General features: G+C 69.7%; 26 protein-coding genes. 14 read left to right on the forward strand and 12 right to left on the reverse strand.

All coding sequences use genetic code 11. The features are described from left to right. Positions 1-14: 14 nt before the first annotated feature. Positions 15-206: a ferredoxin gene (locus tag AB0C28_RS05350; protein ID WP_357838106.1), complete on the forward strand. Its 192-nt coding sequence runs from the start codon at positions 15-17 to the stop codon at positions 204-206. A gap of 15 nt (positions 207-221) precedes the next feature. Here the strand turns inward: AB0C28_RS05350 and AB0C28_RS05355 are convergent, their stop codons facing one another. Continuing rightward, complete coding sequence (locus tag AB0C28_RS05355; protein WP_358073148.1) at positions 222-1,121, reverse strand: LysR substrate-binding domain-containing protein; 900 nt, start codon at positions 1,119-1,121, stop codon at positions 222-224. Positions 1,122-1,358: 237 nt separating this feature from the next. On the opposite strand from AB0C28_RS05355, the gene AB0C28_RS05360 reads away from it, so the two are divergent. Together AB0C28_RS05360 and AB0C28_RS05365 are read left to right on the forward strand one after the other, a co-directional pair. Continuing rightward, on the forward strand, positions 1,359-2,066 hold the full coding sequence (locus AB0C28_RS05360) for an SDR family oxidoreductase (RefSeq protein WP_358073149.1): 708 nt from the start codon (positions 1,359-1,361) through the stop codon (positions 2,064-2,066). Positions 2,067-2,082: 16 nt separating this feature from the next. Beyond that, complete coding sequence (locus AB0C28_RS05365; RefSeq protein WP_357838097.1) at positions 2,083-2,706, forward strand: NAD(P)-binding domain-containing protein; 624 nt, start codon at positions 2,083-2,085, stop codon at positions 2,704-2,706. Positions 2,707-2,735: 29 nt separating this feature from the next. Here AB0C28_RS05365 and AB0C28_RS05370 read toward each other — a convergent pair whose 3' ends face one another. Beyond that, positions 2,736-3,227 (reverse strand): MarR family transcriptional regulator, encoded by a 492-nt coding sequence (locus tag AB0C28_RS05370; RefSeq protein WP_357838094.1) that lies wholly within the window; start codon positions 3,225-3,227, stop codon positions 2,736-2,738. An 85-nt stretch (positions 3,228-3,312) separates the two neighbouring features. Between AB0C28_RS05370 and AB0C28_RS05375 the strand changes: the two genes are divergently transcribed. Beyond that, the gene (locus AB0C28_RS05375) at positions 3,313-4,188 is read left to right on the forward strand and encodes an alpha/beta hydrolase (RefSeq protein ID WP_358073150.1); all 876 of its coding nucleotides are present in this window, start codon (positions 3,313-3,315) and stop codon (positions 4,186-4,188) included. Positions 4,189-4,208: 20 nt separating this feature from the next. Here the strand turns inward: AB0C28_RS05375 and AB0C28_RS05380 are convergent, their stop codons facing one another. Next, a complete protein-coding gene (locus tag AB0C28_RS05380) occupies positions 4,209-4,868 on the reverse strand; it encodes a hypothetical protein (RefSeq protein ID WP_358073151.1) in 660 nt (219 codons plus the stop codon). Further along, positions 4,843-5,049: a hypothetical protein gene (locus AB0C28_RS05385; RefSeq protein WP_358073152.1), complete on the reverse strand. Its 207-nt coding sequence runs from the start codon at positions 5,047-5,049 to the stop codon at positions 4,843-4,845. The genes AB0C28_RS05380 and AB0C28_RS05385 overlap by 26 nt, the downstream gene beginning before the upstream one ends. 194 nt (positions 5,050-5,243) lie before the next feature. Between AB0C28_RS05385 and AB0C28_RS05390 the strand changes: the two genes are divergently transcribed. The 3 genes from AB0C28_RS05390 (at position 5,244) to AB0C28_RS05400 (ending at position 8,011) form a co-directional block, all read left to right on the forward strand. Beyond that, positions 5,244-5,954, forward strand: coding sequence for an NAD(P)-binding domain-containing protein (locus tag AB0C28_RS05390; protein WP_358073185.1), 711 nt, complete (start codon positions 5,244-5,246; stop codon positions 5,952-5,954). A gap of 132 nt (positions 5,955-6,086) precedes the next feature. After that, positions 6,087-7,484 carry an FAD-dependent oxidoreductase gene (locus tag AB0C28_RS05395; protein WP_358073153.1) on the forward strand — a complete coding sequence of 466 codons (1,398 nt, stop codon included), beginning with the start codon at positions 6,087-6,089 and terminating at the stop codon, positions 7,482-7,484. A gap of 155 nt (positions 7,485-7,639) precedes the next feature. Next, the gene (locus AB0C28_RS05400; RefSeq protein WP_357840625.1) at positions 7,640-8,011 is read left to right on the forward strand and encodes a metalloregulator ArsR/SmtB family transcription factor; all 372 of its coding nucleotides are present in this window, start codon (positions 7,640-7,642) and stop codon (positions 8,009-8,011) included. A 39-nt stretch (positions 8,012-8,050) separates the two neighbouring features. Here AB0C28_RS05400 and AB0C28_RS05405 read toward each other — a convergent pair whose 3' ends face one another. The 3 genes from AB0C28_RS05405 to AB0C28_RS05415 all read right to left on the reverse strand — a co-directional run bounded on the left by AB0C28_RS05405 (position 8,051) and on the right by AB0C28_RS05415 (position 10,644). After that, positions 8,051-9,280, reverse strand: coding sequence for a GNAT family N-acetyltransferase (locus AB0C28_RS05405; RefSeq protein WP_358073154.1), 1,230 nt, complete (start codon positions 9,278-9,280; stop codon positions 8,051-8,053). Positions 9,281-9,292: 12 nt separating this feature from the next. Further along, positions 9,293-9,628, reverse strand: a complete 336-nt coding sequence (locus AB0C28_RS05410; RefSeq protein ID WP_357838079.1) for a metalloregulator ArsR/SmtB family transcription factor — start codon at positions 9,626-9,628, stop codon at positions 9,293-9,295. Positions 9,629-9,696: 68 nt separating this feature from the next. Further along, positions 9,697-10,644: an AraC family transcriptional regulator gene (locus AB0C28_RS05415; RefSeq protein WP_358073155.1), complete on the reverse strand. Its 948-nt coding sequence runs from the start codon at positions 10,642-10,644 to the stop codon at positions 9,697-9,699. 141 nt (positions 10,645-10,785) lie between these two features. Between AB0C28_RS05415 and AB0C28_RS05420 the strand changes: the two genes are divergently transcribed. The 4 genes from AB0C28_RS05420 to AB0C28_RS05435 all read left to right on the forward strand — a co-directional run bounded on the left by AB0C28_RS05420 (position 10,786) and on the right by AB0C28_RS05435 (position 14,007). Further along, positions 10,786-11,538, forward strand: coding sequence for an SDR family oxidoreductase (locus AB0C28_RS05420; RefSeq protein ID WP_358073156.1), 753 nt, complete (start codon positions 10,786-10,788; stop codon positions 11,536-11,538). Between the two features lie 71 nt (positions 11,539-11,609). Then, positions 11,610-11,831, forward strand: coding sequence for a hypothetical protein (locus AB0C28_RS05425; protein ID WP_358073157.1), 222 nt, complete (start codon positions 11,610-11,612; stop codon positions 11,829-11,831). A gap of 139 nt (positions 11,832-11,970) precedes the next feature. Continuing rightward, positions 11,971-12,177: a cold-shock protein gene (locus AB0C28_RS05430; protein ID WP_106241661.1), complete on the forward strand. Its 207-nt coding sequence runs from the start codon at positions 11,971-11,973 to the stop codon at positions 12,175-12,177. A gap of 354 nt (positions 12,178-12,531) precedes the next feature. Then, positions 12,532-14,007, forward strand: coding sequence for a DEAD/DEAH box helicase (locus tag AB0C28_RS05435; protein ID WP_358073158.1), 1,476 nt, complete (start codon positions 12,532-12,534; stop codon positions 14,005-14,007). On the opposite strand, the gene AB0C28_RS05440 is transcribed toward AB0C28_RS05435, so the two are convergent. The 5 genes from AB0C28_RS05440 to AB0C28_RS05460 all read right to left on the reverse strand — a co-directional run bounded on the left by AB0C28_RS05440 (position 13,937) and on the right by AB0C28_RS05460 (position 19,642). Then, entirely contained in the window at positions 13,937-14,803 is an 867-nt protein-coding gene (locus tag AB0C28_RS05440) for an AraC family transcriptional regulator (RefSeq protein ID WP_357838064.1), read from the reverse strand. The genes AB0C28_RS05435 and AB0C28_RS05440 overlap by 71 nt on opposite strands. Before the next feature lie 61 nt (positions 14,804-14,864). Then, positions 14,865-16,940: a xanthine dehydrogenase family protein molybdopterin-binding subunit gene (locus AB0C28_RS05445; protein ID WP_358073159.1), complete on the reverse strand. Its 2,076-nt coding sequence runs from the start codon at positions 16,938-16,940 to the stop codon at positions 14,865-14,867. Positions 16,941-16,981: 41 nt separating this feature from the next. Further along, positions 16,982-17,965 (reverse strand): xanthine dehydrogenase family protein subunit M, encoded by a 984-nt coding sequence (locus AB0C28_RS05450; protein ID WP_358073160.1) that lies wholly within the window; start codon positions 17,963-17,965, stop codon positions 16,982-16,984. Continuing rightward, a complete protein-coding gene (locus AB0C28_RS05455; protein WP_358073186.1) occupies positions 17,962-18,477 on the reverse strand; it encodes a 2Fe-2S iron-sulfur cluster-binding protein in 516 nt (171 codons plus the stop codon). The genes AB0C28_RS05450 and AB0C28_RS05455 overlap by 4 nt, the downstream gene beginning before the upstream one ends. A gap of 193 nt (positions 18,478-18,670) precedes the next feature. Then, positions 18,671-19,642, reverse strand: a complete 972-nt coding sequence (locus AB0C28_RS05460; protein ID WP_358073161.1) for a helix-turn-helix domain-containing protein — start codon at positions 19,640-19,642, stop codon at positions 18,671-18,673. A 409-nt stretch (positions 19,643-20,051) separates the two neighbouring features. Between AB0C28_RS05460 and AB0C28_RS05465 the strand changes: the two genes are divergently transcribed. From AB0C28_RS05465 to AB0C28_RS05475, 3 genes are all read left to right on the forward strand, one after another. Beyond that, positions 20,052-20,525, forward strand: coding sequence for a DUF4333 domain-containing protein (locus AB0C28_RS05465; RefSeq protein WP_358073162.1), 474 nt, complete (start codon positions 20,052-20,054; stop codon positions 20,523-20,525). 285 nt (positions 20,526-20,810) lie between these two features. Next, positions 20,811-21,203, forward strand: a complete 393-nt coding sequence (locus AB0C28_RS05470; protein WP_357838049.1) for a hypothetical protein — start codon at positions 20,811-20,813, stop codon at positions 21,201-21,203. Further along, positions 21,200-22,999: a caspase family protein gene (locus AB0C28_RS05475; protein ID WP_358073163.1), complete on the forward strand. Its 1,800-nt coding sequence runs from the start codon at positions 21,200-21,202 to the stop codon at positions 22,997-22,999. Before AB0C28_RS05470 ends, AB0C28_RS05475 begins: the two co-directional genes overlap by 4 nt. Positions 23,000-23,818 lie beyond the last annotated feature (819 nt).

The raw sequence follows: 23,818 nt of genomic DNA on the forward strand, positions 1-23,818 counted from the left end.
CATCTGGAGGGCACATGAAGATCATCGCGGACACCGGCAGGTGCGTCGGTGCCGGACAGTGCGTGCTCACAGAGCCTGAGCTGTTCGACCAGAGCGAGGACGACGGCACGGTCATCGTGCTGAACGAGAAACCGGAGGGCGAGCTGGCCGAGAAGGCCCGCGAAGCGGTGCACGTGTGCCCTGGCCAGGCACTCTCCCTGCGGTAGGGCATGCCGTGGGCCTCAAACGGCACCGCTTCCAAGCGGCCACATGTCGTAGTTCCCACATTCCGCGGTGATCTCGGCCGTCGTCTGAGCCGCGGCGAAGAAGTCGTCGACCACCGGCGACGTGCGCGATGCCGCCACCGCGAGACACACCTGTTCGGGCGCCAGCTCCGGGATGGGCACGTAGCTGATGTCCGGACGTGAGTAGAACACGGTCTCAGAACGCCCCACGAACGAGATGCCCCGGCCGGCCGCGACGTGTTCGAGCTTCTCCTCCACTCCGCGCACCCGGAGCCCGGAGTCGGGGAGCGGGCGCCTGGTGGGCTGCGTGCTCGGGTCGGCATGCCAGACCAGCCGCTCACCGGCCAGGTCGGCCTCGGTGACCTGCTCCTTGCCGGCCAGCCGGTGACCGGCGGGCAGCGCCACCATGAGCGGCTCGGTGTAGAGCGGAGTCAGGCGCAGGCCGGTCTCGTCGATGGGCAGCCGTACGTAGCCGACGTCGACGCGACCGTCCAGCAGCATCAGGGCTTGGTCGTCCCACTCCATCCGCTGCACGTCCACGACCACGTCCGGCTGCCGGGCCTCGAACACCCGCGCTGCCGGGATGACCGGGATGCCGGCTCGAAAGCCGACCACCAGCCGCCGGCTGCCGCGGGCGGCCACGGACACCCGGCGCCGGACCGCGTGCGCGGAGGCGAGCAGCGGACCGGCGTCGTCCAGCAGTTGCCGGCCCGCGTCGGTCAGCGCCACGCCGTGGCTGTCCCTGGTGAACAGTGAGGCGCCGAGATCCTTTTCCAGTGCGCGGATCTGCCGGCTGAGCACCGGCTGCGCGATGTGCAGCTCATCGGCGGCGCGGCCGAAATGCAGCCTGTCGGCGACGGCGACGAAATAGCGCAACTTGCGCAGGTCCAGATCCATGGAGCCTCCCGGTCCGGCGATGTCTCCAGGGTATCGCCACAGCTGAAAGAGGTCTTGGACACCCAATGCGGCCGATGGCATCGTTAATCGGGTCCGGGCGATTTCGGTTCGAGAATTCGGAATCAGGATGAGCACGTCGGCGATTCGGGTTTGTCGCACGGCGTGATTCCCTGATCTCGTGAAGATACCCATTATTTCAACGGAGTTATTGTGGGAAAACTTGATGGAAAAGTAGCGGTGATCACCGGTGGATCCACCGGCATGGCACTGGCCGGCGCCAAACTGTTCGTCGAGGAAGGAGCGTACGTCTTCATCCAGGCCCGGCGTCAGGAAGCATTGGACGACGCCGTCAAGCAGATCGGCCGCAACGTCACCGCCGTCCAGGGTGACGCCGCCGAACTGGACGACCTGGACCGCTTGTACGACACCGTCAAGCGGGAAAAGGGTTCGATCGACGTGCTGTGGGCCAGCGCCGGGATGGGCGAACCCGCCGTTCTCGGCGAGATCACCGAGGAACAGTTCCACCGCGCCTTCTCACTCAACGCGCGCGGCACCCTGTTCACCGTGCAGAAGGCGCTGCCGCTGATCAACGACAACGGCTCGATCTTCATGACCGGATCCAACGCCTCCCTCGGCGCCTTCCCCGGCTGGAGCCTTTACGCGGGCAGCAAAGCCGTCCAGCAGGCCTGGGCCCGCGTCTGGCTCAACGAACTGCGTGACCGCAAGATCCGGGTCAACGTCCTGACCCCCGGCCAGGTCGCCACCGCCAAACAGGAAGAACTGTTCGACGAGGCGACCAAGGCCGCATTCGAATCCCTCATCCCCCGGGGAACGATGGGCCGTCCCGAAGAAATCGCCACTGTCGCCCTGTTCCTCGCCTCCGACGACTCCAGTTACGTCAACGGCCTGGAACTGATCGCAGACGGCGGCACCACCGCCATCTGAAGAAAAGAGCACATCTATGAGCAGCATCACCCTCATCGGCACGGGGAACATGGCCCGTACCATCGGCACGCTCGCGGTGGCGGGCGGCAACCTCGTCGAGGTCATGGGACGCGATCAGTCCAAGGCCGATGACCTGGCCAGGGCTCTGGGCGGCGGCGCGACGGCGGGCAAGTGGGGCGCCGTCCCGGCCGGGGACATCGTCATCACGGCCCTGCTGCACGACGGAGTCGTTCCGGTCGTCACCGAGTACGGAGACGCCCTCGCGGGCAAGGTCATCGTCGATATCAGCAACCCCTTCAACGCCACGTTCGACGGACTGATTCACGGCGAGGAGACCTCGATCGCGCAGGAGGTCGCCAAGGTGGCCCCGGCCGGCGCCGGCGTGGTGAAGGCGTTCAACACCATATTCCGTAATGTCCTGGAGAACGGCCGGCCCGACGTCTTCATCGCCGGCGACGATGCGCAGGCCAAGGCGGGCGTGGCGGCATTCATCGAGAGCCTCGGGCTACGCCCGGTGGACGTCGGCGGCCTGAAAATGGCGCACTGGCTGGAAGGAATGGGCCTGGTCACGGTGAGCCTCGCCGGCAACGGGATCGGCCACTGGGACTTCGCCCTCGGTGTCAACGAATTCACCGGCTGAGCCCCCGAGGCGGGACGATGGTTGATGGATCACCCGCTCGCTGATGCCGGTTCGCCGAGGTCGCGGGTGATCCAGCCGGGGGTGTCGAAGCGCACGGGCAGGGTGCCCACCAGCGCTGACAGATGGGCTTCCAGGGTTTTGAGCTCGGTGGCGCCGATCTTCCTGCCCCATTGCTCGCGCAGTTCGTCGAAGATGGCCTCGCCCTGGCGCATCACCTCGAAGCCGAGCGGGGTGACCTGGAGGCGCTTGCGGCGGGCGTCCTCGGGGTCGGTGTCGCGGGCCACGTAGCCGCGCTCCTGCAGCACCGCGATGGTCCTGGCGGCCGACTGTTTGGAGATCGACAGGCGGCGTCCCAGCTCTGAGGCGTTGTCGGCGCCCGCGGCGATGGCCCGCATCGCGAAATCGTGAACGGGACGCACATCCTCGAAACCCCGCCGCTCCAGCTCCTCGATCGCGGCGTCCACGAGCGTACGGAAGCCTCCGAGCAGCAGCAGGGCGAGATCGGCGCCAGAACGAGACATGGACGAAGACTACGGCACCGCCTGGACAAAAGACAGTCTGGGTGTCTATATTTCGACACCCTGACTGTCGAATTGAGGAGAGCCCATGGCCGGAGCCACACTTCCGGGGGTCACCCACCACCGAGCCGAGGTCAACGGCACGACCCTGCACTACGTCGCCGCGGGCACAGGCGGGCCCCCGATCCTGCTGGTGCACGGATTCCCGGAGACCTGGTGGACGTTCCACAGACTCATCCCGCTGCTCGCCGTCCACCATCGCGTCTTCGCCGTCGATCTGCGCGGATTCGGCGACTCCGGCAACGGACCGGGCGCGTACGACAGCGCGACCGCGGCCGAGGACCTCCACCAGCTGATCGCCCACTTCGGCGCCGGCCCCGTCCACCTCACCGGGCAGGACATCAGCGGCGCGACCGTGTTCCGCCTGGCCACCGCCCATCCCGAGGACGTGCTCAGCCTCACCGCCATCGAGATGGGCCTGCCCGGGTTCGGCCTGGAAGCGCTGGCCGACGTCACCCGTGGCGGCGCCTGGCACATCGGAGTCCTCGCCGCGCCCGGCATCCCGGAGCTGTTGCTCACCGGCCGCGAACGCGAGTTCCTCGGACGGCACGCGTTCCCGTCCATGACCGCGACCCCGGACGCGTTCACCGAGCCCGACATCGAGGAGTTCGCCCGCACCTACGCACGCCCCGACGGCTGGCGCGGCGCGATCGGCCTCTACCGGTCGATGCTGCGCGAGGGCGCCGAGATCCAGGCCCTCGCGCGACAACCCGGGCTGAAGGCGCCGGTGCTCGCGGTCGGCGCCGGCGGCGGCCCCTTCACGGCCGGCACCATGTCGCGAGCCGCGTCGACGGAGATCCGGTCCGTGCAGCTCGACGGCGTGGGCCACTACGCGGCGATGGAGGCCCCGAAGGAGTTGTCCCAGGCGCTCCTCGAGTTCATCGCGAGCGTCGGGGCTGCCTGAGGGCGGAGGTCGGTACGGCCTCAGGAGATCGGCACGTCAGGGACGGGCTCGAACCCGGGAATCCGCACGGTGACGCGGGCAAGATCGGCGGGCGGCTTGAACATCGCCCACAGCGTGTACCGCTCGCCCTTCTCCACCGTGTACTCGTCCAGCCCGGTGCGAATCAGGTCGGGGCCGATGGCGACGCGGGTCTCCACGTCGCGCAACACCCGGCACCGCTGCTCGCCGGAGACCAGCGTGATCGCGCTGGTGCTGGCCTCCTCGTAGACGCTGCCGTAGTCGTGCGAGGAGCTCCAGACGTTGAGCGGGGTCTCGTCCTGGTTATGCACGGTCCAGGTGAGCAGGACGTTGCCGCCCGCGTCGCGCCGCAGCTCGTTGATGTCCATCTCGGCCTGCCGGGGCCACTGCGTCCGCTCGATGTCCGGCGGGGTGCCTGCCCGCGCCGTCGCGACGACCGGCAGCTCCGTGCTCGTCGTGGCGGGCCGCGGCGCGGCCGTCCCAACGGTCTCGGAGGCGGAGGCGGAGGGACCGGGCTCGGCGGCGGGACGGTCGAAGCTGACGGTGACACGACGGTTGAGGCGACGTCCCGACTCGCGGTCGTTCTTGGCGATGGGGCGGCGGGAGCCATACCCACGCGCCCTGTACGTCAGGCCGTCACGGGTGACCAGCTCGCGCAGCATCGCCTCGACGGCGCGCCCGCTTGGCGGACAGTGGGTCGTTGATGGCGTCGGTGCCGGAGTTGTCGGCATGGCCGTCGATGGAGTTGCTGTGCAGCCGGGAGCTGTGCCACGGCACGGCCAGCTTCGCGCCGAACTCGTACTCCTGGTCGGTGTCGTTGCGCACCCGCCAGCGCGCGACCACCAGCTGGGGGAGACGCGGTCCAGCGCCGTCAGCTCGACCACGACGCCCTGCCCCTCCGGCAGCGTACGCACCCCCAGCACGCCATCAGCGGCGCGTTCCGCGGACGGGGTCGGGATCGGGGCCGGGATCGATGCGGGGGCACCGGCGCTCGCGTCGAAGTCGTCCAGCCCGGCGCGAGCGGCTTCCTCGTACGACTGGCCGGCGGACAGGAGCTGACCGCCTTCGCCGTGGTCGCGGCCAGCGGCTCCTTCGGCCGCCCGCACCGGCCCGCCCTGCCCGGCCTGGACGCCTTCGCGCGCCCGGTGCTGCACGTCGCCGACTACCGCTCGCCGGCCTCGCTGCCCGGTGAGCACGTCGTCGTGGTCGGGGCGGGCAACTCGGCGGTCCAGGTCGCGTACGAGCTGGCCGCCGAGCGCCGGGTGACCTTGGCCGGCCGGGCGCCGATCCGGTTCGTCGAGCAGCGTCCGCTGGGCCGGGACCTGCATTTCTGGTTCCGGGTGACCGGCTTCGACCGGCTCCCGCTGGCCCGTGCCGACGCTCCGCCCGCCGCGCCGGTGCTCGACGACGGCCGCTACCGCCGGGCGTTGCGCGAGCGGCGCTACGTGCGGCGGGCGATGTTCACCCGGCTGGACGGCGATCAGGTCGTCTGGTCCGACGGTCGGCGCGAGCGCGTCGACGCGGTGCTGCTGGCCACCGGGTACCGGCCGGATCTGCCCTATCTCGCCGAGACGGGTGCGCTGGCGCGGACGGGCGCCCGCGCCAGCGCCGTGGCCTGTCGCTCACCCATCCCGGCCTCGGCTACCTGGGCCTGGAGTGGCAGCGTACGCCCTCCTCCAACACCCTGCGCGGGGTCGGCGCCGCCGCCCGCCACGTCGTCGCCGCACTCGTCCGCCACCTGCGCGTAAGCAGTTCACCTTCCTGATTAGATGTACTTCTAATTTGACATTCCTCTAAATTGTCGGGCATTCTTCGATCGAAGCTGTTTAGACAGCCATCAAAACAACGCGCTAGCTCGCGCAACGATGAGGAGAAGCACCATGAGCGGATGCTGCGGTCCCACCGCCGTCGAACTGGAGCCCAGCCACCAAGCCGCACACCCCGGCGACCTGCCCGTCGTGGTCATCGGCGCCGGCCCGGTCGGCCTGGCCACGGCGGCTCACCTGTCCGAACGGGGCCTCGGCTTCGTGGTGCTGGAGGCAGGCGAGCAGGCAGGCGCGTCGGTGGCCCAGTGGGGGCATGTGCGGGTGTTCAGCCCGTGGAAGTACGACATCGACTCCGCCGCCCGCCGCCTGCTGGAAGCCGGCGGCTGGAGCGCGCCGGACCCCGAGTGGCTGCCCACCGGCGCCGAACTGATCGACGACTACCTGGCTCCGCTGGCCAAGCTGTTCGGCGACCGGGTCCGTACCGGAGTGAAGGTGAGCGCGATCAGCAGGCTCGGCTACGACCGGGTGCGCACCGCGGGCCGTGAGCAGGCGCCGTTCCTGATCCGCCTGGCCGACGGCGGCGAGCTGCACGCCCGCGCCGTCATCGACGCCTCCGGCACCTACGCCACCCCGAACGTGCTCGGTGCCTCCGGCCTGCCCGCCCACGGCGAGACGGACGTGGCGGAGCTGGTCGACCACGCGCTGCCCGACGTCCTCGGCGCCGACCGCGACCGCTACGCCGGCAAGCACGTCCTGGTCGTCGGCGCCGGCCACTCGGCCGCCACCACCCTGCTCGCCCTCGCCCAACTGGAGGACACTCCGATCACCTGGGCGATCCGCGCCGGCGACGCCGCCCGCGCCTACGGCGGCGGCGAAGCGGACGCACTGCCCGCCCGCGGCGCGCTCGGCACCCGCCTGCACGCCCACGTCGCGAGCGGCCGCATCCGCCTGGTGACCGGCTTCTTCACCCACAACATCGAACGCGACGGCGAACAGGCACGGGTGATCAGCCGCGACCCGTCCGGCCACGAGCAGACCATCACCGCCGAACGCATCGTGGCCGCCACCGGCTACCGCCCCGACCACGCCATCGCGAGCGAGCTGCGCCTCGACCTCGACCCCATCCTCGGCTCCACCCGAGCCCTCGCCCCGCTGATCGACCCGAACGCACACTCCTGCGGCACCGTCCCGCCGCATGGCGCCGACGAACTCGCCCACCCCGAGCCCGGCTACTACGCCATCGGCGTCAAGAGCTACGGCCGCGCCCCCACCTTCCTGTTGGCCACCGGCTACGAGCAGGCCCGCTCCGTCGTCGCCGCCCTGGCCGGCGACTGGGAGGCCGCCCGGGACGTGCGACTCGATCTGCCCGAGACCGGCGTGTGCTCATCCAACCTGGCCGAGGCGCAGGAGCAGCGCGTGGGCCTGGCCACCGGGGTCAGCGGCGGCCTGCTGGCCACCCCGCTGCCACTGGCCACCGTCGGGGCCTCCCAGGGCGGCGGCTGCTGCGGCTGACCCGCACCCCGAGCACCCCTGGCCCCGCCGGCCCTGCGGGCCGTGGCCGCCGTCACGCTCATCTGCCTGATCGCCGCCGCGGCCGCGCGGGCCGGCTACCACCGCCTATCATTTAGATGAACGTCGAACCACCCGTCTGTCTCGGAGGCTCCCGCATGACCGCCGCCACCCTGCCCCTGGTCCCGAAGAGCAAGGACGCGCAGGACGCGGTGTGCTGCGCGCCGATCGCCCGCCAGCCGCTCGGCGAAGGCGAGGCGGCCGAGCTGGCCGTGCTGCTCAAGGCGGTGGCCGACCCGGTCCGGCTGCGGCTGCTGTCCATGATCGGCTCCCACGCCGGCGGGGAGGCCTGCGTGTGCGACCTGACCGACGCGTTCGACCTGACCGCGCCCACCATCAGCCACCACCTGAAAGTGCTGCGCACCGCCGGCCTGATCGGCAGTGAACGGCGTGGCACCTGGGTCTACTACTGGATCGTCCCCGAGCAGGTGGCCAGGCTGGGCGCGCTGTTCACGCCGCTAGCCGTCTGACGCCTCCGAGGCATGGCCGACCTCCACGGGCGAAGGTGCTCAAGTGCCGGTGACGCCGCTGCGTCGTTCGATCAGCAGTACGTCCCGCCACACGCCGTGGTGGCGGCCGAGCCGCTCGCGGGTGCCCACCACGCGGAAGCCGAGGGCCTGGTGCAGCGCCAGGCTGGCGGTGTTCTCGGGGAAGACGCCGGACTGGATCGTCCAGACGCCGGCGTCCTCACTGGCCGTGATGAACGCGCTCAGCAGGGCGCGGCCGATGCCGTGGGCCTGGCAGCCGGGGTGGACGTAGATGCTGTGCTCGACGACCCCGGCGTAGACGGGCCGGGGAGACACTTGGGATGCGGCCACCCAGCCGGTCACCTGCCCGGTGCCGGTGTCGGCGGCCACGTAGCGCAGGTGCGGCAGCCGGGCGGTGGTGAAGCCCTCCCAGCTCGGCGATACGGTCTCGAAGCTGGCCTGCCCGGTGTCCAGGCCCGCCTGATAGACGGCCAGCACCTGTCCGGCGTCCGATTCGCGCATCGGCCGGATCTCCAGGCCGTCTTCGGCGGCGGGTTTGACGGCCTGGACGATCGCCGAGCGCACCCCGTCACCGTGGTCGGCGGTCAGGGTGATCCGCACCCCGACGAACCCGGCCGCCGCCAGCAGCTCGCGGTAGACGGCCACCGGCAGCGCCCCGGCCACACAGCCGATGCGCTGCTCAGCCGCCTGACGCCGGTCCGGATCGGGTTCGCCGTCCACGACCACGTCACTGACCCCGAACCGGCCGCCGGGCCGCAGCACCCGGAACGCCTCGGCCAGCACCGCCGCCTTGTCGTCGGACAGGTTGATCACACAGTTGGAGATGACCACGTCCACCTGGCGGTCCGGCAGCGGCACCCGCTCGATCGTGCCGTGCAGGAACTCGACATTGGTCACTTTCGCCTGTTCGGCGTTGCGGTGGGCCAGCGCCAGCATGTCAGGGCTGGCGTCCAGCCCGTACACGGTGCCGGACGGGCCGACGCGGCGCGCCGACAGCAGCACGTCGATCCCGCCGCCCGACCCCAGATCCAGCACCGTCTCCCCGTCGCGCAACTCGGCGACGGCCACCGGGTTGCCGCATCCCAGGCTCGCCCGCACCGCCGCCGCGGGCAGCGCGCCGGTGTCGTCGTAACCGGCCGCGCCGAAACCACCCTGATCGAACTCACCTTCCGAGCAGTCGGCGACGTCCTGCCCGTCCAGCGCCGCCCGCGCCAGACGCGAGTAGCGCGCCACGACCTCGTCCTGTGCCATGGGGAAGCTCCTTCACTCGCAGGTGGGCGCGGCCGGGACAGGCTTGCCCATCACCACGTCGGCCGCTGTGGGGAAGCAGCTCACGCAGTTGTCGTTGATCCGGTACAGGCTGGAGGTGCCCTGCCGCTCGACCAGCACGAACCGCACCTCGGCCAGGATCTTCAGATGGTGCGAGACGGTGGACTGGCCCACCCCTGACGCGGCCACGATCTCGCCCACGCTCATCGGCGCGCGCCGCCGGGCCAGCAGCGACACGATCTGGATCCGGGTGGCGTCGGCCAGGGCCTTGAACCAGCTCGCGTACTCCTCTGCCTCCGCCCGCGGCAGAGGCTCCTTCTCCTCATTCATCGTCCATCGACGATATTCGATAGACCGGGGAAGCGGAACCCCCGTTGTGTGTCCGGCAGGCACAGAGATCAGGCTGATCGTCGTTCGGACGGAGCGTTCGCGGCCGAGTGCGGCGGCTGCCGTGCCTGGTTCCGGAACTGTGCGGGCGACGAACCGACCACGCGGCGGAACGCGGTGCTGAACGCGCTCTCGGACAGGTAGCCCGTGGCCCGTGCGAGCTCGGAGATCGACAGAGTGTCGCGGGCGAGGGCGTCGCGCGCGAGGCTCATCCGCCATTGGATCAGGTACTCCAGCGGCGGAACCCCGACGTGGCTCTTGAAGGCCTGGGCGAACGCGGAACGCGACATGTGGCTGATCTCGGCGAGCTCCTTGAGGCTCCAGGAGTGGGCCACGTCCGCGTGCACGGCACGCAGGGCGGCACCGATGCCGTCCTCGTTCAGGGCGCCCAGCCAGCCGGTGGGCCGGTCTGTCTGGCCGGCGTGAGCACGCAGCATGTGCACGAGCAGGATCTGTGCGAGGTGGTTCTGCACCAGCGGGCCGCCGGCGGCGGCGACCTCGACCTCGGTGGCCAGGAGGTCGATCAGCTGCCCGAGCCGCCTGCCATGAGGATCGGCCACGCGGACGATCACGAGCGGCGGCAGAAGATCGGTCAGGAGGGCCGCGTTCCTGTCGTCGAACGCGATGTGCCCGACGCAGAGGTAGAGGTCCTCCTCGGATTCCGGGCCGATCCGCACGAACCCGTCTTCGGCACCCGCCCACACCGGCTCCGCAGGGCGTGGGCTTGCGTCGAGCGTGCCGGCCAGCACGTAAGGCGGCGGGTTGCCCAGCATGAAGGTGTCACCCTCCCGCAGGAGCACCGGCTCGCGCCCTTCGAGGGTCAACCAGCACGTGCCGCGGACGAGGCCGCCGATCCGTACGTGCATGAACGGGTCGAAGCGCAAAGCCCACTCTCCCGCGGCCCGAAGGCTGGGCCCGATCACCGTGCGGGGCCGCAGCAGGCCGATCGCGTCAGCCACCGGATCTCGAAACCCGAGCACCGACGACACCTCCTGGACGATACGTAAAGAATGCCGGACTCTGCATCATGGATAGTATCCGCGATCTGTCGCAGCATCGATGTCGAAGGAATCGGTATCGATAGTGACGGGGGCACCCACATGGGACAGCTGGAAGGCAAGACGTCGGTGGTCACCGGGGGCAGCAGCGGGATCGGTCTGGCCACCGCCGTACGGCTGGCGGACGAGGGCGCGTACGTGTTCGTCACCGGCCGGCGCGAGTCCGAACTGGAGGCCGCCGTCAAGACCATCGGAGCGGACAGGGCCACCGCGGTCGCCGGCGACATCTCGAAGCCGGAGGACCTGGACCGGCTCTACAAGGCGGTCCAGGCGCGAGGCAGAGGTGTGGACGTGCTCGTGGCCAACGCGGCGATCGGTGCGTTCATGACGCTGGAACAGACCACCGAGGAACACTTCGACCAGACCTTCGCGATCAACGTCCGAGGCACGCTGTTCACCGTGCAGAAGGCGTTGCCGCTGCTCAACGACGGAGCCTCGATCGTCCTGGTCGGTTCGACCGCTGGCGACCGCGGAGCAGAGGCGTTCGGCGCGTACGCGGCGTCGAAGGCGGCCGTCCGGTCCTTCGCGCGGACGTGGTCCAACGAGCTCAAGGACCGCGGCATCCGGGTCAACGTGGTCTCGCCGGCATGGATCGAGACTCCCGGGGGCACCGCCGCCTTCGGCGACGAGGAGACCGCCAGGGCCGTCAAGGAGAATGTCGCCGCGACCGTGGCCAAGGGCCGCATGGTCCGGCCTGAGGAGGCCGCCGCAGCCGTGGCCTTCCTGGCCTCGGCAGAGAGCAGCTACGTCGTCGGCGCGAACATCTACGTCGACGGTGGCACGAACCAGATCTGAGCAGGCGCCACACGATGGGTGGCAACAGTCAACGCGTCCCGTCTCGCACGGAGTGGGGTGAGCTGCTGTTCGTGGTGCTCGAGAATTCCGCCGGCGTCGTCGGCGGGACGCGGCCCGGTCTCGGCGATCACGAAAGCCTGTGGGGCCGGATCATCGACTCGATCCAGGCCGACCGATCGCTGTGGTTCGTCGACGTCGAATCCCTCGCGTCCGTACGGCACGACGACATTCGGACGCGCAGCACGACGGCGCATGTGCTAGATTGGGCTCAGTTGCAGTTGTGGTACCCATAAAGACTTGTGTGCACCTGACGGTATGTAACCTCAGGTGCATTTTTTGTTCTCCGGTCATTTCCGGGTGTGTGGTCCTATCGCGGCGACGCGGAATCCGTTCGATGCGGATTTCGGCTTGCACCCATAGAAAGAGATCAACATGGCTTCTGGCACCGTGAAGTGGTTCAACGCGGAAAAGGGCTTCGGCTTCATCGAGCAGGACGGCGGCGGCGCCGACGTCTTCGCGCACTACTCCAACATCGTCGCCAACGGCGGCTACCGTGAGCTGCGCGAGGGCCAGAAGGTGGCCTTCGACATCACGCAGGGCCAGAAGGGCCCGCAGGCCGAGAACATCGTTCCCGCCTGACACCGCGCACCACGTAGCCGGGGCCCGCGCCGCAGGGCGCGGTCCCCGGCGCGTTGCTTTTGTGGCATCCCTCGTGCCGTGATGACCTCACAACCCGAGAAGCACAGCGTGTCTGTTCTTCCACCGCACACCGGATGCGCCACCGATGGCTCCGGTTCGGGCACAGGCCCGCTCCAGTTCTACGGCGCGGCATCACAGCCGCGTTCTTCCCGGCGAAAGCCGACCATTTCGACGTATGAGCCCAGGCTGTTTCCGCCGGTTCGACTCGTCTTTCTTCGGCTCGTGCTAGCTGTTCTTGTGCCGCTCATCGCGCCGAGGATCGCCTGACACGTGCCGCATCGAGGAAGGTTCTGCATGAACCACGCAACTCGCGCGCACGATCGCAACTCTTCGCCCCGTACGGGCGGCTCCGCGCGAAGCAGGGGCGGCCGATTCGGCTCTCCGGCTCAGGGCCGTCCAGGCGCCTCCAGCCGGTCCGGCAACGGGCGGCGTCCCGCGGCGGTCCAGGGAGAGTTCGCGCTGCCGGTCACTGTCACCCCGGCCCTGCCGGCAGCCGCGACGTTCGCTGAGCTGAGCATGCCGCCCGTGCTGCTGAAGGTGCTCACCGGCCTGGGCTTGAACGAACCGTTCCCGATCCAGGCGGCCACGCTGCCGAATTCCCTGGCCGGCCGGGACGTCCTGGGGCGGGGGCGCACCGGGTCGGGCAAGACGCTCGCCTTCGGCCTGGCCCTGCTCGTCCGCACCTCCGGACAGCGGGCACAGTCGCGGCGACCGCTTGCCCTGATCCTCGTCCCCACCAGGGAACTGGCCCAGCAGGTCACCGATGCGCTCACGCCGTACGCCCAAGCACTGAAGCTGCGGTTGGCCACGGTCGTCGGCGGCATGTCGATCGGCCGCCAGGCCCAGGCGCTGCGCAACGGCGCGGAAGTCGTCGTCGCGACCCCGGGACGGCTCAGGGATCTCATCGAACGTGGCGAGTGCCGCCTGGACCAGGTCGGCATCACCGTGCTGGATGAGGCCGACCAGATGGCCGACATGGGCTTCATGCCGCAGATCACCCACCTGCTCGACCAGGTGCGCCCAGGTGGCCAGCGGATGCTGTTCTCCGCCACTCTGGACCGCAACGTCGATCTGCTGGTCCGTCGCTATCTGAGCGACCCGGTGGTCCATTCGGTCGACCCCTCGGCGGGCGCGGTCACCACGATGGAGCACCACGTGCTGCACATCCAGGGTGCCGACAAGCAGGCCACCACCGTGGAGATCGCTGCTCGCGACGGTCGGGTGATCATGTTCCTGGACACCAAGCACGCCGTGGACCGGCTCACCGAACAACTGCTGAACAGCGGAGTGCGCGCCGCCGCGCTGCACGGAGGCAAGTCCCAGCCCCAGCGCACCCGCACCCTTGCCCAGTTCAAGAGCGGCCACGTCACGGCGTTGGTGGCGACCAACGTCGCGGCCCGCGGCATCCACGTCGACAACCTGGACCTCGTCGTCAACGTCGACCCGCCGAGCGACCACAAGGACTACCTGCACCGCGGCGGCCGCACCGCCCGCGCCGGCGAGTCCGGCAGCGTCGTCACCCTGGTGCTGCCCAACCAGCGCCGTGATATGACCCGTTTGATGGCCGACGCCGGTATCGTCCCGCTGACCAGCGAGGTCCGTTCGGGCGAGTCCGAGCTGAGGCGTATCACGGGCGCCCAGGCTCCCTCGGGCATCCCCGTGACCATCACCGCACCGGTTGGACGAGCATCGCGAGCGGCTATTCCGCGCGCAGCCGGGCGGCGTCCTGGCCGGGCGGCGCCCCGAACAGGCGGCGGTATTCGCGGTTGAACTGCGACGGGCTGTCGTAGCCGACCAGATGAGCGACGCCGACGACATCGCCCGCACGGGCCACCAGCAACGAGCGGGCTTCCTGGAGGCGGATGCGCTTCTGGTACTGCAGCGGGCTCAGCGTCGTGACGGCGCGGAAGTGCCGGTGGAACGCGGACGCGCTCATCCCGGCCAGCCGGGCGAGCTCGGCGATCCGGATGGGCTCGGCGTAGTTGTCCCTGATCCACTGGATCGCCCGGCTGACCTGGGACAGGCTGCTGTCGGCCAGGCCGATCTGGCGGATCATGGCCCCGTGCGGGCCGGTGAGCAGCCGCCAGAGGATCTCCCGCTCGATCAGCGGGGCGAGCACCGGCGCGTCCTCGGGACGGTCCAGCAGCCGCAGCATCCGGCCCACGGCGTCCAGCAGGTCGGCGTCGACCCGGCCGGTCGCGATCGCGGGCGGCCCGTCCGGCGTGCCGGACCAGTGTCCGGCCGGGACCTCCAGCAGCAAAGGGGCGATGGCGGCCGGGCGCAGCACCAGCGCCATGGCCAGCGACGGGGCGCTCGGGCCGATGTCCAGGAAGTGCCCGGTGATGGGCAGGTTCGCGGTGACGACCAGGCAGTCCCCGGCCCGGTACTCGAAGACCTGGTCGTCGAGCAGGATGCGTTTCCCACCCTGGAACATGACGACCAGCAGCGGCTCGGTCAGCGAATGCTCCGGTGCCACCGTGTCGATGCTGGAGACCGTCAGACCGGCGATCGGCGTCGTGTAGTCCGGCCGGGCATGGGCCGCGACGATGCCACGGCACTCGTTCACCAAATCGGAGATAGCGCCCACACCACATGGAACCATCGCCGAACCGCGCCGGGCAAACCGATCACTCCAGGACGCGATCGAGCCGGATCGGCAGCCTCCGCTGCCGCTTCCCGGTGGCGTGCCAGACCGCGTTCGCGATCGCGGCCGCGGTGCCGACGTTCCCGATCTCACCGGCGCCCTTGATGCCGAACGGAATTCCAGGCTCATAATCCGGTACGAAATCCGCCTCGATGTCGGGCACGTCGGCGTGCGCGGCGATGTGGTAGCCGGCGAAGTCCGCGTTCACGTGCCTGCCTGAGACCTGGTCGCGCACGCCCTCCTCGTGCAGCGCCATGGACAGCCCGCCGATCATCCCGCCGATGACCTGGCTGCGCGCCGTCAGCGGGTTGACCACCTGGCCCACCGCGAACATCCCGAGCAGCCGCCGCACCCGCACCTCGCCGGTCGCCGGATCGACACTCACCTCGGTGAACACCGCGCTGTAGGCGTGCCGTTCCATGGACGGCAGGTCGTTGAGCAACTGGGTGGTGTCGACGGTGACGGTCACGGGTCGCGACGGATCGCGCGGCTGGTCCCGCAGCCGCGCGGCGGCCTCGGTGATCGCCCAGGCCCAGGAGGTCGTACCCCTGGAGCCGCCCGCGCTCCAGGCGGGGCCGAGCTCGCTGTCGGAGATGCCCAGCTGGACCCGCTCGGTGTCGATCGCGAGCGCGTCGGCCGCGATCGCGGTCAGCGCGGTGCGCGCGCCCGTGCCGAGGTCGGTGGCGGCGATGACGACGGTGAAGGTCCCGTCCACCTCGGCGGTGATCGACGCCACCGAGGGGAACGCCCCGACGCTGAAGGACGTGGCGGCCATCCCGGTGCCGACGAGCAGGTGCCCTTCCCGCCGCATCCGCGGCCGGTGGTCACGTGTCGCCCAGCCGAACCTCTCCGCGCCCGTACGCAGGCACGCGACCAGGTTGCGGCTGCTGAACGGCAGGCCGGACACCGGGCCGACGTCGGGCTCGTTGCGCAGCCGGAGTTCGAGCGGGTCGAGGCCCAGCCGCTCCGCCAGCTCGTCCATGGCGGACTCGAGGGCGAACGACCCGGGCGCGGCGCCGGGGCCGCGCATCGAGTACGGCGGCAGGATGTCGAGAGGGACCGCGGTGTTCCTGGTGCGGATCGCGGGGGCCGCGTAGAGCGTCTTGGTGAGCTCGGTGCAGCCCTCGATGTACTCCGCGAGCGGGGAGAGCTCGAACGCCGGCTCGTGCTGGATCGCCCGCAGGCGGCCGTTCGCGTCGGCGCCGAGCCGGATCGGCTGCTCGGTCGCCGGCCGCATCGCGGTCATCAGGAACACCTGCTCGCGGGTCAGCGTGACGCGCACGGGCCGCCGGAACAGCGTCGCGCCCATCGTGGCCAGCACCAGTTGCGGCCCGCACAGGCCCTTGGAGCCGAAACCGCCGCCGACGTGCTCGGTGCGGACCCGTACCCGCTCGAAATCCAGCGAGAACAGCGTGGCCAGGACGGTGGAGATGAAGAACGGTCCCTGGTTGGAGTCGATGGCCTGCAGCCGCTCACCCTCCCACCACGCGGTCGCCGAGTGCGGCTCCATGGCGCTGCAGTGCTCCTCGGGCGTGTGGTAGCGCTCGTCGACCACCACCGCCGACGCGGCCAGCTCCGCCTCCACGTCGCCGATGTCCTCCGGCCCGTCGAAGAGCGGCGCCGCCGGCCGGGCGTTCGGGTGATCGGCGGTGAAGCCGGTGTCGTGCGGCTCCTCGTCGTAGGTCACCGGCAGTGCGTCGGCCGCCGCCTTGGCCTGCTCCAGAGTCTCCGCCACGACGAGCGCGACGGCTCGGCCGGCGAACGGGATCACGTCGTCCTGCAGCAGCTGCAGCCCGCCGTCGGGGCCGAAGAAGTGCCCTGCCTCCGGGTTGAGCCGGGGCGCGTTGCGGTAGTCGATCACGCCGAGCACGCCGGGCATGTCCTTGACGGCCGAGGCGTCGATGTCGCGGATGCGCCCGCGCGCCACCGTGGAGACCACGACCGAGCCGAAGGCCAGATCCCGCATCGGCTTGTCGGCGGCGTACCGGGCGCGGCCGGTGACCTTGGCCTGCCCCTCGATCCGGGGTCGCGCGACCCCGATGTTGTTGACCGCGTTCATGGGTGGATCTCCTCTCCTGCGCTCCGCCGGATCAGGCCGGATCACGCGGGGTCCCGATCGGCGAGTTCGGTCAGGACGGCCACGATCAGGTTGCGCGCCAGCGTCACCTTGTAGCCGTTGCCGGGCAGCGGCTCGGCCGCCGACAGCTCCGCGCCGGCGGCGGCCCTGAACCGGTCGGCGGTGAGCGGACCCTCCCGCAGGACGGCCTCGGCGCGAAGGGCGCGCCACGGCCGCGACGCGACCCCGCCGAGCGCGATCCGCGCCGATCCGGTGTGTACGTCCAGATCGGCCGCGATGGACACGGTGGCGAAGGCGTACGACGCCCGCTCGCGAACCTTCCGGTACCGCGACCGCGGGGAGACCGCGGACCCGGGGAGGGCGATCGCGGTGATCAGCGCTCCGGGCGGCAGCGCCGTCTCCCGGTCCGGCGTGTCGCCGACCGGCGGGTAGAACTCCGACAGCGGCAGCTCGCCGGGGCCGTCGAGCGTCTCGTAGTGCACGACCGCGTCGAACGCGGCCATCGCCACCGCCATGTCCGAGGCGTGGGTCGCCGCGCAGTGCCGCGACCAGCCGAGTACGGCGTGGTTGTGGTGCTCCCCGGTGATCGCGGCGCACCCGCTGCCGGGAACCCGCTTGTTGCACGCCTGCGACGGGTCGGCGAAGTAGCCGCACCGGGTCCGTTGCAGCAGGTTGCCGGCCACCGTGGCCATGTTCCGCAGTTGGCCCGACGCGCCCGCCAGGATCGCCTCGCTCAACGCCGGGAAGCGCCGGCGCACCTCCGGATGGGCCGCCGCGTCGCTGTTGGTCGTCGTCGCGCCGATGACCAGCCCGCCGTCCGCCGCCTCACGCACCCCGTCGAGCGGCAGGAACCGTACGTCCACCAGCCGTGCGGGCGCCTCCACCCCGGTCTTCATCAGGTCGACGAGGTTCGTGCCGCCGCCGAGATAGCGGGCGCCGTCGCCCGCGGCCACCAGGGCGAGCGCGTCACGCACCTCTGTCGCGCGCCGATAGGCGAACTCCTTCACCCTGCCACCTCCTCGCGAGCGGCCAACAGGACCGCGCGCACGATCGACGGGTACGCGCCGCAGCGGCACAGGTTGCCGCTCATCCGCTCGCGCACCTCCGCCGCGTCCAGCTCCGGCGCCGGGGCGTCGGGGGAGACGTCGGCGGTGACGGCGCTCGGCCAGCCCGCCGCGTGCTCGGCCAGCATCCCGACGGCCGAGCAGAGCTGCCCGGACGTGCAGTAACCGCACTGGAAGCCATCGAGCCGGACGAACTCCCGCTGGATCGGCCGCAGCTCACCGTCACCGGCGAGGCCCTCGACGGTGGTGATCTCCGCGCCCTCGGCGGCGACCGCCAGGGTCAGGCAGGACACCACCCGCCTGCCGTCGCACAGCACGGTGCAGGCCCCGCACTGCCCACGGTCACACCCCTTCTTCGAGCCGGTGTGGCCGATCCCCTCCCGCAACGCGTCGAGCAGCGTCGTGCGGTTGTCGACCAGCAGCCGGTGCGTCACGTCGTTGACGCGGAGCGCGATCTCGGCATGGGTGTCATCGGTCAATGTCTCGCCTTTCTCACCACGCGACGGAGCCGCGTGTGTACGGCCGGACGGCAGGGGGGCTTTGACAGGCCATTCAAACAGTCCGACAAGGGAGAGAGTGAGCCCAAAACTCGCGGACTCTTGCCCGATCCTGCTCGGGTCAGGACGTACGTCTCTTCAGTACGTCTCTTCAGTGCGCGGAGGCGCGGGGGTGGTTCTGTTCGCGCCAGGCCCGCGGTGAGATGCCGTATGTCTGTTTGAACACCTTGCTGAAGTGGGTCGCGTCCGCGAAGCCCCAGCTCCGCCCGATCGCCGCGATGGTCCGCAGCCGCCCGTTCTGGCCGGCCAGCTCTCGCCTGCATTCGGCCAGCCGGCGTGTACGGATCCAGTCTCCGAGGCTGATTCCCGAGCGGGACAGCACAGCGTAGAGATGGCGTACGGAGATGTCGTGCGCGGCGGCTATCCGCGCCGCCGACAGATCCCGATCAGCCAGATGCTCACGGATGTAATTAGTGACCCGCAGGCTGAGCGTCGCCTCCAACGGCGCCTTGGCCAAGCCGGAGTTGCCGTGCTGGGACGTCAGGACGGCACGGAGGAGTTCGACGCTGGGTTGCACGGCGGCGTCGGCGTGCACACTCTGGTGCAATTCGTCGGTGACGGTCAGTTCGGAGAAATAGGTGAAGGCGAGACGCGCGATGGGGTTGTCGGATCCCAGAGGGACCGCGGTGATGTCTCTCAGCAATCTGTCGGGGAGCGCGAGTGCGGCGCGGGGGAAACGGATGAAGCGGTGGTCGACTCCCTCGTCGAAGAGAAGGGTGTAGGGAGCGACCGACTCGAAGACGGCGCAGTCTCCTGGCCTCAGCAGGCATTCGCGACCGTTCTGCACCACCATGCTGCTGCCCGTCATCTGAACACCCAGAGTGACGGCCGGCTCCTCATCCTCCCGGGCGAGCCGCTCCGTCCGACGGAGCGTGACGGCGGTCGCCCGCGCCGAACAGACCCTGAGAGGCCCGACGGTGCCGAGCCCTATGCGAACGGCGATGTCCTCAGCCGGCGGACCGTGGTCGATGTCGACTACCACCATGCCTTTCCACACCGCGTTCCGGACCACTTCCTCCCGGTCCCGCGGCGGTATGAACGCGGTGTCGAGGACCGGGCTCATGAGACGGGCCTTCGTCCGCGTCGGTCACAGAGCCGACCTGGCGATACCTCGGCCCGTTCCCCCACAGGACTCCCCTCGACACGGCCGGTTCCCGACATCAGTGTGTCGCGATCGCCTCTCGCTGTACAACGGCTTCGCCGGGCACCCGCGGAGCCCTCGCCTGATACGGCGCCTGGGCTGTGCACCACTGACAAAGTTCCCAGCACGAATGACAAAGTCCGAAGCCCACGATGACCCTAAGGTCTATGGACGAGGTCAGGGAAGGGAGAGCGCCGCGCAGGTTGCCCTCCACCGGCGCGATCGCCTGGCGTCTACGGCGCCAAGCGGAGCGTTCGCCGTCGCCGTATCGAGCACGCAGCCGCCCCCGGCATCCTGATTTTTTTCTCATCACCCACCAACAGGGGAAATCATGTGGCATACGGAGCGTAACAAGAGGATTGCGGCCGCGGCGACGCTGGGCGCACTGACGGTGCTTCTCGCCACCGGATGCTCCTTCACTTTTGGCGACGTGGGGAAGAAGAGTGAGGTGACGGCCAGCGAGGAAGCACCCGCTGCCGAGGAGGCCCCCACCGAGAAGCCGCAGACGACTGAGGAGAATCGAGTCGCTGACGACCCCGCAGAGCCCGAGGACACGGGCGTCAGCGAGGGCGGAGCCGTCCACAAGGCCCGAGTCGCGCAGACGATCTCCGACAAGCTCGCCGCGAACGCCGGCAAGCGTCCCGACAGGGTCACCTGTCCTGAGCACCTCCCGGCCCGGGTCGGCGCCACGATCCGCTGCCAGCTCACTGCCGGCAGCGCCACTCTCGGCGTCACCGTCACTGCCACCTCGGTCAGCGGCAAGCAGGTGAATTACAACTTCAAGGTCGACGGCGGCGTCGAGTAAACGCAGAGCTCGCGCGACCCGTTCAGGAAACGAAAGGCTCAGGTCGGAGATCCGGCCCCTTCGGGGGACCGGCCCCGGAAGCGGAAGGCGCGACACGGAACCGGGGCTGTCGCTTCGGTGGTCCGCTCGCAGGGGCCGTCTTGGGAGACGGAGTCACGTTCGGTCCAAGGATCTTCTCGATCTTGGGATCTCGCAGGTGATGACCACTCTTGTGTGGCCTAGCGTGGATAACAGAGGCGAACACCAGGCTCGCTCGCCGGGGCACCGCCAGCGAGAGGGGGACCGATGGTAGCCGAGCTGAACCTCACCTTCTCCGAGGAGGATTCCGACTCCGAGCGGCTGGACAAGCTCACCAGGTTCCTGCGTGGGCAGCTGCTTGAGCTGGACGTGGAGGATGTGACGCCGGTCAGGGCGGGGCCCCCGCCGCCCGGAGCCAGGGCGGTGGACGTCGCCACGATCGGCGAACTCGTGGTCAGCCTGGGACAGTCGGCCACCGCACTCCAGGCCGTCCTCGGCACCGTCTTCCAGTGGATGGGCCGCGGGGGCAAGGCCAAGCGGACGGTGCGGATCGAGCTGGACGGGGACGTACTGGAGCTCTCCCAGGCGTCGAGCGACGATCAGGTCAGGCTGCTCAAGCTGTTCGCCGACCGGCACGCCCCGGCGGGAGACGGGCAGTGAGCGGCGGGCGGAAGGCGCTGATCATCGCCAACGACGTGTACGAGAACCCTTCGCTGGGGCGGCTGCGATCGCCGGTCCAGGACGCCAGGGCACTGGCCAGGGCGCTCGGCGATCCGGGAATCGGCGGGTTCGAGGTGCGGGTGGTGCACAACGAGCCCGCGTACCAGATGGCCGGCCAGATCGAGGACTTCTTCCTGGACGCCGTACCGGGGGACCTGCTGGTGCTGCACCTGTCTTGCCACGGGGTGAAGAGCGAGTCAGGGGAGCTGTTCTTCGCCGCCCGCAACACTCGCCCCAACCGTCTCGGCTCCACCGCCGTTCCGGCCGACTTCGTCCAGCGCTGCATGCGCGGTAGCCGGTCCAAGAGCATCGTGCTGTTCCTGGACTGCTGCTACGGCGGAGCCTTCACCGAAGGGGCCGTGGTGCGCGCGTCCGGCGACGTCAACGTGCTGGACAGCTTCGCCGGGCAGAGCTCGGGGGCCGGAGGGCGCGGGCAGGCCGTCATCACCGCGTCCACCTCGATGGAGTACGCCTTCGAGGGTGACCAGCTGTCCGAAGAGTCCGGGCCACAGCCGTCGATCTTCACCAACGCCCTGGTGGAGGGCCTGGTCACCGGGGACGCCGATAGCGACGAGGACGGCCAGGTCTCGCTGGACGAGCTGTACGACTACGTCTTCGACCGGGTCCGCGACCAGAACCCGAACCAGACCCCGAGCCGGAGCTTCGACCTGCAGGGCGAGCTGTACCTGGCGCGGAGCGGGCGACGCCGGATCCAGCCGCTGCCCGTGCCGCCGGACCTGCGGGCGGCCATGACCGATCCGAGCATCTTCGCCCGGCGCGGCGCGATCACCGAGCTTCGGCATCGGCTCACCAGCGACAATCTTCCGGCCGCCGCCGGTGCCCGGGACGCGCTGCAGGAGATGGCGCACAACGACATCGACTACATCGCCACGGCGGCCCAGGAGGCCCTGCGCGAAGCGCTCGTCCAGCCGGCCGAGCACCGGGTGAACTTCGGACAGGTGCCCCAACACTCCACGCCCAGCCATACCGTCCCCGTCCTCGGCCCACCTCTGGCCCGCGCCTGCTCGTTCCAGGTAAGCAACCGCGGCATCCACGTCGAACAGGACGCCACGGGCCTCCACATATCCCTGGACACCTCCCACCAAGGCTCCGTCCAAGGCGACATCCTCCTGAAAGACCCAATCCAGGAGACGGCGATCCACGTCGAAGCCATCGTCACCGCGCCCCAACCGGCCGACGTGACCACGGGTCCGCGGAACGAGCGGGCGTCACCCCCGAATGCCGAGCGGCCGAGCCGGGAGAAGGCGGCCCCCAGGCAGCCGCCCCTTGTCCGGACGCAGGGGCCGCCCCCGGAGCGGGTGATGCGATCCCGGGGGAGCCCGCCGACCCACGGCAAGGCGTTCTGGGCGCTGGGGCTCGCGATCGCGTCGCTGCTGCCGCTGCCCTGGGCCGCCTGGCGGTTCGTCGACTTCGTCGCAGTGGACGCATCGAGCTACATCAACACCGTAAAAGCCGCGGATGGCAGCCCTGAGATCATCCGGTCCGTCATCATGCAGGCGCTGTGGGACATCCTCACCATCCTTATCTTGACGGCGGTCGGCATCGTGCTGTTCATCAAAGCCCGCCGACTGGCCGGCCAGTCGAACCAGGCGATATCAGCCTCCCCGGGCCGTTACGGCGGCCGAGGCGTCAACCAAGCTGCGCTGATCCTCTCCTGGGCCGCGATCGCCTGCACCCTGCTGGTGCTTCTGGTACGGATCTCAAGCAGTATGTGAGGCGTTGCCGTACTACCCGGACGGTGCGCCACCCGTACGGCGGGCCACCTGCCGGCAGGCCAGAGGCCGTATCCGGGTTTTCGTACCCCACCGGCCGAACGGGGTGCACGGTGTGGATGTGCTCCTGCGCGTCTATGCCAAGTGCATCGACGGTCAACGCGAGGTGGCCAACCAGCGCATCCTGGTCGCGCTCAACGCCGCATGACTAGACCTTCGCGAGAGGACCCCGGGGACATCTCGGGGTTCTTCGTCGTTGTCGCGGAACGGCTCCGCGAACGGTCTCGGATTGTCGGCGCGACCTGCGGAAACGCGCCAAGATCCATTCCGTGTATATGCCGGGAAGGGTGGCATCCGACGGCTTCCAGCAGCCTGCGACTGCCTACGGAACTCCGGCCGTCCAACGGCGAAGCCCCAGGTCAGGGGCATGATCTGAGGTGGAGGATGGTAGGGCGCCCGGGGCTCGAACCCGGAACGTACGGATTAAAAGTCGAAAGACATTCTGCCGAGCCATGCCGCACTATGGCTCAAAGTGCCGCGCTGTTCGCGAATTCCGCTATCAAAATGCCTAAGAATGCCGCCCGGCGCCATGTCATATCCGGTGCCGACGAGCATCCATCGAGCAACCACGGACCGGATGGCATCGCTTGACCATTCTCACTTTACATTCAATTGGCCAGCTGGGAGGATAACGTGCCGCTTGACCTGCGTGGGCAGAGTTTTCGGCAAGCGCAGTCGCAAACTCCTTGATCATGTGCCCGTCCACCACGAAGCCACGCGTTCGCCCTGCTGGCCGACACGGTCGCTACCGTGAGCACCGCC

Origin of the sequence: Nonomuraea sp. NPDC048892 (genome assembly GCF_040649735.1) — a bacterium.
In the GTDB taxonomy this organism is placed as follows: Bacteria; Actinomycetota; Actinomycetes; order Streptosporangiales; family Streptosporangiaceae; genus Nonomuraea; species Nonomuraea maheshkhaliensis.